Consider the following 8,417-nt stretch of genomic DNA (forward strand, 5'->3'; position numbering starts at 1 on the left):
AGCGCCGGAGCAGGGCCAAAGCATTCGTCATCAGGATGCGGAAATACGTATAGCAGAGTGGCCATAAATGGGCAGCATCAGCAAGAAGCAAGCACACCGGATGCACGGTACAGGCCTGCAGAAAGATTCATGACGTGTGCGCTGTTGGAGCCGGTTCATCCGCTTCCTCAATGACTTCATGAAACGTAACCTGCCCGGTGCGCAGCATGCGGCGCACATAGGGATGACACAGGCCGCAGTTCTGGCCAAAGCAGACTTCTTCTTGCAACTCTGCTACCGTCTGGGCTTCGGTTGTGCACGACACATCGCGAAGCGTAGCAAATAAGACATCGTAGCAATAGCAGCGGTCAATTGTCATAGCTGTGGTCACGGCATGGAGGAAGCACCAGCGTGTTACGTACGCTTACTGGTTCTGGGTGATACGCAGGGCAATGTGGCCTGGCGCAATGCCTGCCTCGTAAGACAGCACCTGGTCTCCCCCCGGCTCATGAACGGTCACTGTGCCTGCGGCTCCGAATGGATTGTCAGGGTCAGGACGGCCCAGGTACAGGCGCTCGTTGACCACATCGAAGGCAATGGCTCCGACCGGAGGACCGTCGACCGTAAAGTCAGACAGATCGCCGTTGCGCGTGTTATACTGCACGATGGTGTTTTCTTCGAGCACGGCAAAGAGCGTATTGCCCGCGCGGGTATAAAACGCCCGCTGCTGCTCGCTGGCCGAGGTGAGCTGCCCCGACAGATCCTTGCGGTCTACGATGGTGTCATTAACGGGGTCGATAATACGAAGCGCCCCGTCGGTACGCTCCTCGACTTCGAAGTTGTCATCGAAAATGGTTGCCCCACTGCACGCAACCACCAGAAGCTGCTGGTCGGTCATGAACGTACGGCGGGGCGTGTCGCATTCCGGGTCGATAGTGTCAGCAATGCTATTGTCGCTGCGGTTAATCTCAACGATCTGCCCATCGACCTCTCCGGTGGCTACATACAGACTACTTGAGGTACCGGTAAGGCCTTCAGGGTTTGCCTCCAGTTCAATTGTATCTATGATTGTGCGCTCGTTCAGATCAACTACGTAGACCGCTGGCGTCTCTTCGCCGGTGAAGTCCTGGCTGGTCACATACGCCAGCTGGTTATCCGAAATAACGTAGCGCGGGTTGGGGATGTCGGTTACCTGCCCCGTCTGCTCTTTCGTTTCGAGATCAAAAATACCAATGGTACCAGTTTCTCCGAACACAGCCAGAAAACGGTCGTCGAGCAGCGTGTGGCTCTGGATGTATGAGGCAAAGGTGGATCCGGTCGTGGCGGACTCTTCATTCGGGTCGATGAACGTGAAGCTGCTGTTCTGGCCGCCAAACGCGCCCGCGTTCGCAACGGCGATGTCGGTGGTGCGAACGTTCTCATTCACGTCGTCATTTGAGACGCCAAAATCGCATCCGGCCAGCAGCAGAAGACCGGCCAGCAGCAGCGTATAGGGGGCCGTTGAGCGGGAAAGTCGTAACAGGGTGTCCATAGCAGATACAGAGGGTTACAGGGTAATACGGAGGGTAAGGGTGCTATGCCGAGGTGGCACAGGCTGGTTATTCTGGAGCGTATAGGTGGTGTTCAAGGCGTTGTGGATGCGTAGGCTAAGGTACACAGATACAGGGTCCCACTGCTGTTCAAGACGCACCTGGGCCTCGCTAGCCATGTACCCAGACTTCCGTTGGCTCCCATCGCCAGATGTGAGTTGGGGGCCAATGTAGCGGGCATGGGCGTCTACGTTGAGCGGACCCATGTGCAGGGTGGCGTAGGGCTTGGCGGTAACGCGCGGTACGTAGGGCAACTGCTGGTTGTACGACGACGTTTCCGGATCGGAACGGTCGCGGGCTTCGGTGTAGCTGGCATGCATCCCCGTGGTTACGCCAACAGAACGGGTCACGGGCCAGTGCAGCGCGGCATCGGCTTCAAGGCCCTGCGTGTGCACGCGCTGTACGTTGCGAGGCGACCACACGCCTTGCACGGGACGCCACTGAATGCGGTCGGTGTGCCATTGTTGAAAAGCAGTGAGTTCAACGCGATGACCGTTCTGGGCCCACCGCGCCCCGGCATCAAGGCTCCAGCCTTGCTCGGGGCGCAGCGAGGGGACGCCGCCGGGCTGCCAGTAGCGGTCGTTCAGGGTGGGCATCCGAAAGGAGCGCCCCACATGGGCTTTGATGCGCAGGGCGTCGTACTGGGCCCACGGCTGCCAGTTGGCCCCCAGGCGCGGCGCGGCAGCCACGCGGTTGGTGCTCCCAGGCACACGATACGCATCTACACGAAGAGCCGGATACAGCCGCAGGCGGTCGCCTGTCCACGAGACGCTGGCTACGCCTCCCATCTGCTGCTGACGCGCATGCTGGCGCAGACTCGGGTGGGCCGCCCAGCTGCTCTGGGCCGAAAGGCTGCTGTTGAGCAACCACGAGGGGGCAAGGCGGCCTTCCCACTCGGCTTCGGCCTGGGCCACGTAGGTACGTCCGGTGTCGTCGGTGCGTTGGTCGGGGTTCTGGTACCGGATGGCATCGTACTGGCCAAAGGCACGGGCGGTGAGGGTGCCCCCTTCCACCGGCCAGCGATGATGCCCCCACACGCGCATGGTGCGGTCACGCTGCCGCTCGTTATTTGCCGAGAGGCTGCTGGGCCCCGGCAGGCCCCGGTTGGTCGCCGTAGCGAAAACGGCCAGGCGCGTCCGGTCAGATGCTGCGGGCTGAACCGCAGCGTAGGCGCTGTACTGGGTGCGGTCGGCATTATCGCGGCGCACTGTTTCGGGAGGGAAGCGAGCGTCATCTTCGTACGGAAAATCGCCCGTGCGCTGCATGTAGCCTCCCGTGGCCACCCATGCCCACGCTCCCACGCGATCTCCGACGAGGGCATTTCCCCCGCGTTCGCCAAATGCACCAGCGGTTGTGGAAAGGGCCGCCATCGGTTCAGTGGGTGAGCGCGTCCGCAGATGAACAGCGCCGCCCATGCCGTCGCTGCCGTACAGGGGTGCCGCCGGGCCGTGCATCACCTCGGCAGATTGCAGCAGCGATGCAGGGAGCAGCGACAGGTCGGTCTGCCCAAGTTGCGGATTGGCAATGCGATGGCCATCGAGCAACACGAGTGTCTGGGCTGCGCCACTGCCCCGCGCCGATGGACTGGCTAACCCGTATGCACTCGACCGCCGCAGGTGCAGGCCCGAGCGCTGCTCCAGCACGTCGGCCACGGTGGATCCTCCGGTTGCGGCAATGGCAGCCGAGTCGATGGTCGCGATGTGGGCCGGCGCGTTGTGCGCGGTGGTGGGCAGACGCGTTGCCGTAACGGTAAGTGTAGGCAGGTCTACGATGCGATTCAGCGTGTCGGGGGATGCAGCACGTCCCGCTGTGTCGGACGTGTCGGGCGCTGCGACGAGAAGGGCGTACGAAGGAGATGGATCCAGCGAAGGCAAGGACCCCGCCTGCGCATCCCCCAACAACGGGAGCAGGATCATGCAAAGGCTGAAGACCCCCGCGTGCAGGAGCGGAAGCGGGGCGCGCCCTGTATGATGTGGAGACCGATCGACCATGCCGCGTATGGATGCGGGAGGGCCGTCGCCACAGGCAGATGCGCGCTACCTGTACGCGTACGTTTAGTACAGAGCCAGGTACGTGCAACATAACCGGTAGGCCACCGCCGCTCCCTCTATTCCCGGAGGAAGGTGACGAACACACGTTGCAGGCAGGTCTCCTGGCTTACCAAGCAGCGCAGGCACACGCGGCCTATAGCGGCGGAGCGCCGGGCTCTTCCCACCCAGACGGGCAGTGAGCACGGCTTCGGCGTGCGGGCTTGGTTTCACAGTTGCGGGTACAGCTCTCGCTTTAGCCAACGGCGTATGCAATCGCGGTGGCTATACGAGATTCCCTTTTCATTGCCGCAAACAAGCGGCAAACCGGCAACGAGGCCGTGCACACGAAGGCGCTCTTCATGTGCACACATTGTAACGTACGAGGTAGCACGGGAGAGTGTCCATTCCTTCACGGAATACGGACGGATGCGCAACGTGGGAGTGGTTAGGACGGAGTATGCAGCGTGGCGGTCAGGGCTTGTTCGGGCAGCGGCTGGTACACCGGCGTGCTTTCGTGGCCGTGCATGGCCGTACGGAGCTGGAGGGCCAGCGTCATAAGCACGAGGCGCGTGCGCACGTTACGTCCAATGAGATGCAGGGCCTCCTCAACACGAGCAACCATGGCCTGTAGGTCGGCCTTGGGAAGGCGGTTGCAGAAGTTGGCGACTGCTTCGGTCTGGTCTACGTTAACGAGAGGCGCATCGTCGCCGAGAGTGCGGTACAGCATGAGATCGCGAATCCACCGAATCATAAGACGCAACACGCTCTTCGTGCGCTCGCGCCCTAAGCTGGCAATAGCATCAATGCGTTCGTTGAGCGGCCCCACCTTCTGGGTGTACGCCGCACGCAGGTAGTTGAGCACAAGGGTGCGGCTTTCGCGCAAGTAGGTGCTTTCGGTGAGTTGCAACGCGCGGCTGTAGGAGCCGTCGGCCATGCGGGCGAGCATGGAGGCCTCTTCGGGCTCCATGTTTTCGCGATCGTGCAGCGCCTGGGCGATCGCATCGGGCGATAGCGGGTCGAAGCGTACCTTCTGGCAGCGCGACACAATGGTGGGCAGCATCTGGTCGACGCGGCTGCTGGTGAGAATGAACACCGTTTGGGCGGGCGGTTCTTCCAACACCTTCAAAAAGGCGTTGGCCGCGGAAGCGTTCATGTACTCGGCATCGGTAAGCAGTGCGATCTTGTACGCGCCCTCGCCCGGATGAAACGTCATGGGCCGCACCACCTCCTCTTTCATGCGGTCGATGTGGTACATGACCTGCTTGTTCGAGGTCTTTTCGGGATCGTCGAGCGAGGGGCGGCGCACGTAATCGACCGGGGCGTATGGCGACTCACCCAGCCGTTTGATGCGCTGGGCCACATCGTCGTCGGAGGTGCCTTTCGGGTAGGGGAAGAAGACGTGCACATCTGGATGCACCATGCGGCGCGTTTTCTGGCAAGCCGCGCACGCGTCGCACGCCTCTTCGGTCTGCTCGGTGCACTGCAAGGCACGCGCCAGTTCCAGCGCCGCCGGGACGGGGCCGGTGCCTTTGGGGCCGTGAAAAAGATATGCGTGAGGCACCCGCTTGCGCAAAAGGGTGCGGCGAAGCATGTCCACCACGCGCTCCTGTCCGATGAGTGCTGACCAAGCCATCCGTGCGGGCCGGGGATTGTTGGAGGAGTCAATGCCCTTGTATGATACGAGACAGGCTGCACGAATGGAACCCCTGTACGCATCCCCCCGAACCACTCACCTCTTCTTCATGGCAAGCCCTGGAACCATGACTGCGCATTTTATCATAGAATAGGACTGCAAATTGCAATGGCGCGGTAGCTCAGATGGTTAGAGCGTCGGATTCATAACCCGGAGGTCGACGGTTCAAATCCGTCCCGCGCTACAAACGTGCACGTAGAAAAACGCCCTTGAGCGCTGCTAAGCGATGGTTTAGTGGCGCTTTTTGTATTTTGGGACTGGCTTCGGGCTTTTCATAGAGCCGGAAACGGATGTGCGCATGGATGGCCGCCCCCGAAGCGCTCTTTTCTAACCCGTACCATAGTCTCTCTATTTGCATGGATGTGGAACCGCGCCTGCTTACCGTGTTCATTGCGGCGTTCATTACGGCCGTAACGACCGGACTCGGGGCGCTGCCGCTTGCCCTGATGGAACGCGTGGAAAAGCGGTGGCTGGGTATTGGGGCTGCGGTGGCATCGGGGCTCATGCTGGCGGCCAGTCACAGCCTGATTGAGGAAGCGAATGCGATTGGCGCGTGGCGCGGACTGGCAGGTGCCGCCAGCGGGCTGGTGCTCATTTCGCTTGCGAACGCATGGCTGGAGCGCCGTAATACGCCCGATGTGGGCGAACTGCGCGGGGCCGATGCCCGGAAGGCCCTCCTCATTCTGGGCGTGATGACGGCGCACTCGTTTGCCGAGGGCGTTGGTGTGGGCGTGTCGTACGGCGGGGGGAACGATCTGGGCGTGTACATCACTGCCGCCATTGCGGTGCACAATATCCCCGAGGGCCTTGCGATTGTGCTGGTTCTGGTGCCGCGTGGCATGTCGGTGTGGAAGGCCAGTGCGTGGGCGGTATTCACGAGCCTGCCGCAGCCGCTGATGGCGGTTCCGTCTTATCTGCTCGTGGCCACCTTCGAGCCGTTCCTGCCGGTGGGATTGGGCCTGGCTGCCGGTGCCATGATCTGGATGGTCTTTGCCGAACTCCTCCCCGACACGCGCGAGCATCTGACTCCGGCCCAGGTCGGCACCACCATCGTGCTGGCGTTCCTGGCGATGATGGCGTTTCAGCTTGTGCTGCACTGATTGTGGTGCTACTGAACAACCGCGCTCGCACCGCCTCCCGAACCTGAATCTGTTTAGCGTGGTTCAATAACCGCCTGGGATATCCTTCCGATAGCGGTCGGAATACTGATCCTGGGCTAAAGAAAGGCACAATGCGGAGGACGCCCTTGCCAGCCTCTCATCCGCCCCCCGCCCCTCCTCGTCACATGGCACAAAAAGCATGACCTTCGGCCCCTCTGCCGTGTGACGCAGGCTGTTCAGGGGCTCCGCCCCGCTAACTTAGCCCAGACACCGCCCGAGACGTCCGCTCCGCTCCCAGTCCCCGGCTACAAGTCGCTAAACACGTACCACGGCGCGACGTGTCCCTACATGCTCTGTGGGCTGTGGTGGCTGCATCGTCAACGCCACACGTCGGTGCGCCCAGACCAGCGGGTTCGCTACCCCGCCCGTTGCACGCGGCCCAGCAGGCGGATGAGTGCGGTGGCGCTGCGCAGCCCGGCCTTTGGACGTGGCTCGGCGTATACCTCCAGGCTAATGGGGCCCCGAAAGCCATGCGCGTGAAGCTGCTCGATCTGTGCGGTCCAGTCGATATCGCCCTCGCCGAAGATTGTATCGTTCCATTGGCCCTGTTCGATGCGCCCGTCGCTGCACCGCACCATGGTGATGCGTCCGGCAAGCGCGTCGAGTCCGGCACGCGGATCCTCGCCCGCCCGGAGCGCCGCCGCGGGGTCCCACACGGCTTGCACGTTGGCGTGATCAACGAGCGCGAGCAAGAGGGCCAGATCCTGGCCGGTGGGGCACAGCGACGACGGGTCGTTCTTTACACCAACAATCACATTCTTCGCAGCGGCCTTTTCGCCGGCCTGGCGCAGCGCATCGGCGGCGGTGTCCAGGGCGGTATCGGCATCATCTGGGGTGGCGGCGAACGGGTCGATCACGAAGCGTGGGCAGCGCATGCGCTGGCAGAAACTCAGGATTTCAGGCAGGCGCGCCAGGTCGTTCAGCCACATCATGCGGTCGTGCACGGGGCCGCCGAACAGCGCCGGGGCTACGCTGCTCAAGAGAAACTCGCTCGCCTCCAGCTGCTGACGAATCTGCGGCTCGTTCACGTCGGGCACGCGGTCGTCCGGGCCGCCCACGGTGCGCAGCTCCACGCCCTGCAAGCCCCACAGCTGCGTATAGTGCAAGGCGCGGCCCAGGTCGGGCGTAACGGTGTCGGTGAGCCAAACGGGAATCATAAGCCAGGCGGTGGGTGGATAACAAGACAAGCCGCCTGCTCAACGAGAGCCGTTCGGGCGTGTTCGGGCGAACTCTGGGTGCGCATCGGCATTCGGTAGGATGCGCTATGTGTTGCCTCCCCCAACATCTTGTTTCTATGTCGCCTGACGCTGCCCTTGATGCTGTGACCTTCACCGACGTTGCCAAGGCGGCGACCCGTCTGCGTGGGGTCGTACACAAAACGCCGGTGCACACGTCGCGTTCGCTCAACGAGCGGGTGGATGCCGAGGTCTTTTTGAAGTGCGAGAATCTGCAGCGCATCGGCGCGTTCAAGATTCGCGGCGGATACAACGCGCTCAGCCGCCTGTCGCCCAAGCAGAAAGCAGGCGGCGTGATTGCGTACTCGTCGGGCAACCACGCGCAGGCGGTGGCGCTGTCGGGGCAGCTGCTGGGCATCGACACAACGATCTTGATGCCGGAGAACGCGCCCACCGTCAAGCTGGAGGCCACGCGCGGCTACGGCGCCGAGGTGGTGACCTACGACCCCGAGGAAACCGTCCGCGAGGAGTACGGGGCGGAGCTGGCCGAGGCACGCGGCCTTACGCTCGTACCGCCGTACGACCATCCGCACGTCATTGCCGGGCAGGGCACGGTGGGCTGGGAGCTGCTTCAGCAGGTGGATGATCTGGATGTGCTGCTTGTGTGCTGCGGAGGCGGCGGCATGCTGTCGGGATGCGGCATTGCGGCGTCGGTCCTGCAGCCGGATTGCACCGTCATCGGCGTGGAGCCGGAGGCGGGCGACGATGCCACGCGCTCATTTCATACAGGC

Annotated in this window: 7 protein-coding genes, 1 tRNA gene and 1 riboswitch; of the genes, 3 read left to right on the forward strand and 5 right to left on the reverse strand. The window is 62.6% G+C overall.

Translation table 11 applies throughout. The annotated features are described in order from the left end of the window. Positions 1-127: 127 nt before the first annotated feature. From R6U20_RS12980 to holB, 4 genes are all read right to left on the reverse strand, one after another. The gene (locus R6U20_RS12980; protein ID WP_410338268.1) at positions 128-358 is read right to left on the reverse strand and encodes a (2Fe-2S)-binding protein; all 231 of its coding nucleotides are present in this window, start codon (positions 356-358) and stop codon (positions 128-130) included. A gap of 45 nt (positions 359-403) precedes the next feature. After that, positions 404-1,510, reverse strand: coding sequence for a YncE family protein (locus R6U20_RS12985; RefSeq protein WP_410338269.1), 1,107 nt, complete (start codon positions 1,508-1,510; stop codon positions 404-406). A gap of 15 nt (positions 1,511-1,525) precedes the next feature. Continuing rightward, on the reverse strand, positions 1,526-3,442 hold the full coding sequence (locus R6U20_RS12990; protein ID WP_410338270.1) for a TonB-dependent receptor plug domain-containing protein: 1,917 nt from the start codon (positions 3,440-3,442) through the stop codon (positions 1,526-1,528). A 250-nt stretch (positions 3,443-3,692) separates the two neighbouring features. Next, positions 3,693-3,942, reverse strand: a riboswitch (cobalamin riboswitch). Between the two features lie 101 nt (positions 3,943-4,043). Then, a complete protein-coding gene (gene holB, locus R6U20_RS12995; RefSeq protein WP_410338271.1) occupies positions 4,044-5,231 on the reverse strand; it encodes a DNA polymerase III subunit delta' in 1,188 nt (395 codons plus the stop codon). Between the two features lie 170 nt (positions 5,232-5,401). Between holB and R6U20_RS13000 the strand changes: the two genes are divergently transcribed. Beyond that, positions 5,402-5,475, forward strand: a tRNA-Met gene (locus R6U20_RS13000). Between the two features lie 172 nt (positions 5,476-5,647). Continuing rightward, on the forward strand, positions 5,648-6,391 hold the full coding sequence (locus tag R6U20_RS13005) for a ZIP family metal transporter (RefSeq protein WP_410338274.1): 744 nt from the start codon (positions 5,648-5,650) through the stop codon (positions 6,389-6,391). 416 nt (positions 6,392-6,807) lie between these two features. On the opposite strand, the gene R6U20_RS13010 is transcribed toward R6U20_RS13005, so the two are convergent. Beyond that, positions 6,808-7,608, reverse strand: coding sequence for a sugar phosphate isomerase/epimerase family protein (locus tag R6U20_RS13010; RefSeq protein WP_410338272.1), 801 nt, complete (start codon positions 7,606-7,608; stop codon positions 6,808-6,810). A 137-nt stretch (positions 7,609-7,745) separates the two neighbouring features. Between R6U20_RS13010 and R6U20_RS13015 the strand changes: the two genes are divergently transcribed. Continuing rightward, the coding region (locus R6U20_RS13015; RefSeq protein ID WP_410338273.1) for a pyridoxal-phosphate dependent enzyme at positions 7,746-8,417 on the forward strand (672 nt) is incomplete at its 3' end.

This window comes from Longimonas sp., from assembly GCF_046498435.1.
Classification (GTDB): Bacteria; Bacteroidota; Rhodothermia; order Rhodothermales; family Salinibacteraceae; genus Longimonas.